Origin of the sequence: Emticicia sp. (assembly GCF_049241225.1) — a bacterium.
Taxonomy (GTDB): Bacteria; Bacteroidota; Bacteroidia; order Cytophagales; family Spirosomataceae; genus Emticicia.
On sequence record NZ_JBMLRC010000442.1, the window covers coordinates 1 to 1,398 of the forward strand.

A 1,398-nucleotide genomic window follows, 5' to 3' on the forward strand; every position below is an offset into this window, starting at 1 on the left:
AAATTATGTATCAACGAGCCACTTCCAATAATCAGAACGCCTTTTTCACGCAATGATTTGAGTTGTTTACCCAATTCATAATGATACTGCGGCGACTCATAATAACTAATACTCATCTGAAAAACTGGAATATTGGCATTCGGAAACAAGTGCATGAGCATTGGCCACGCACCGTGGTCGAGTCCCCATTCGGTGGTTTCGTGTACGCTCGGAATAATTTTAGTTACTTCTTTGGCAATTTCTGGAGCACCTTTGGCTTTGTATTTTGGGTCGTAATAATGCTTCGGAAAGCCATAATAATCATAAATCTGCTGCTGTTCAGGCGAAATATTCACAAATGTCCCACGTGAACACCAGTGAGCCGAAACCACCAAAGCGGCTTTTACTTCATATTTTTTCTGTAAATCAGTGCCTAAATGATAAAGAGCATTCCAAAACGGACGCTCATCTTTTGAAAGCGGAATATCCATCGGACTGCCATGCGAAGTAAACAAAACGGGCATTCGTTTACTCTGGGTTGGTAGCGTATCCGTAAAATTTTTAAAACTGCTCAATGTTCCCACGGTAGAAAAAGCTAAAAGTGATTGGAGAAATTCTTTACGTTCCATTGGTTTCTGATTTAAAGATAAAGCAATTTAAGATTTGATATTACGTAGAGCCGACGGATTTAAAAAAAATGCGTAACATCAGATTAATAATTAGAAATTGTAGATTAAGAATTTTCTCAAAATACATCAATAATCAACAATCATTAATTATTAATCTTAAATCTATTTACTTACAAGCCATAAAACCTTGCGGGTTTCAGCAACCCGCAAGGTTATGATAAATGTAAGAGTTTTCAGCAAAATCTACAAGATTCAAGCCAAATTATGCTGCATAAGTAGCATGTAAGAAAGCCTTTAAATCAGTAGTTTTACGGCCCAACAACTGCTCTAATGTGCCACTTGGCGAGCTAAAATCATTGTTTTTCATACCTTCCGCAAACAATACTGACATTAAGATGATTCCTTCGGGCAAGGCAAATTGTTTCAACATTCCTTCAAATGCCGCTGGCTCTGGGCTTGTATAAGCCACTGTTTTTCCTGTAAGATTGGAAAGTTCTTCGGCAATTTCAGCAAAAGAATACGCCTCGGAGCCTGTCAAATTATAAGTTTTATTCTCGTGTCCTTCGGTGCTTAGAATTGTAGCCGTAGCTTCGCCCAAATCCTGGCGTGACGCAAAAGCTACTTTGCCCTCTCCTGCTGGGAAGAAAATTCCAGTTTCGAGTACACCCGCACCGACAAACATCGGAATAACCTCAAAATAAAGGCTATTCTGCAAAAAAGTATAAGTCAAACCACTTGCTTTGATATAATCTTCGGTTTGGAAATGGTCAGCCAAAAGTGGTTTCAATGG

The 1,398-nt window shown here is 38.8% G+C and carries 2 protein-coding genes; both read right to left on the reverse strand.

What is annotated here, in order from left to right:
* The coding region (locus ACOVO2_RS23000; protein ID WP_421772220.1) for a dioxygenase at window positions 1–608 on the reverse strand (608 nt) is incomplete at its 3' end.
* Window positions 609–870: 262 nt separating this feature from the next.
* Window positions 871–1,398, reverse strand: a 528-nt coding sequence (locus ACOVO2_RS23005) for an NmrA family NAD(P)-binding protein (RefSeq protein WP_421772221.1), incomplete at its 5' end; no start/stop codon positions are given.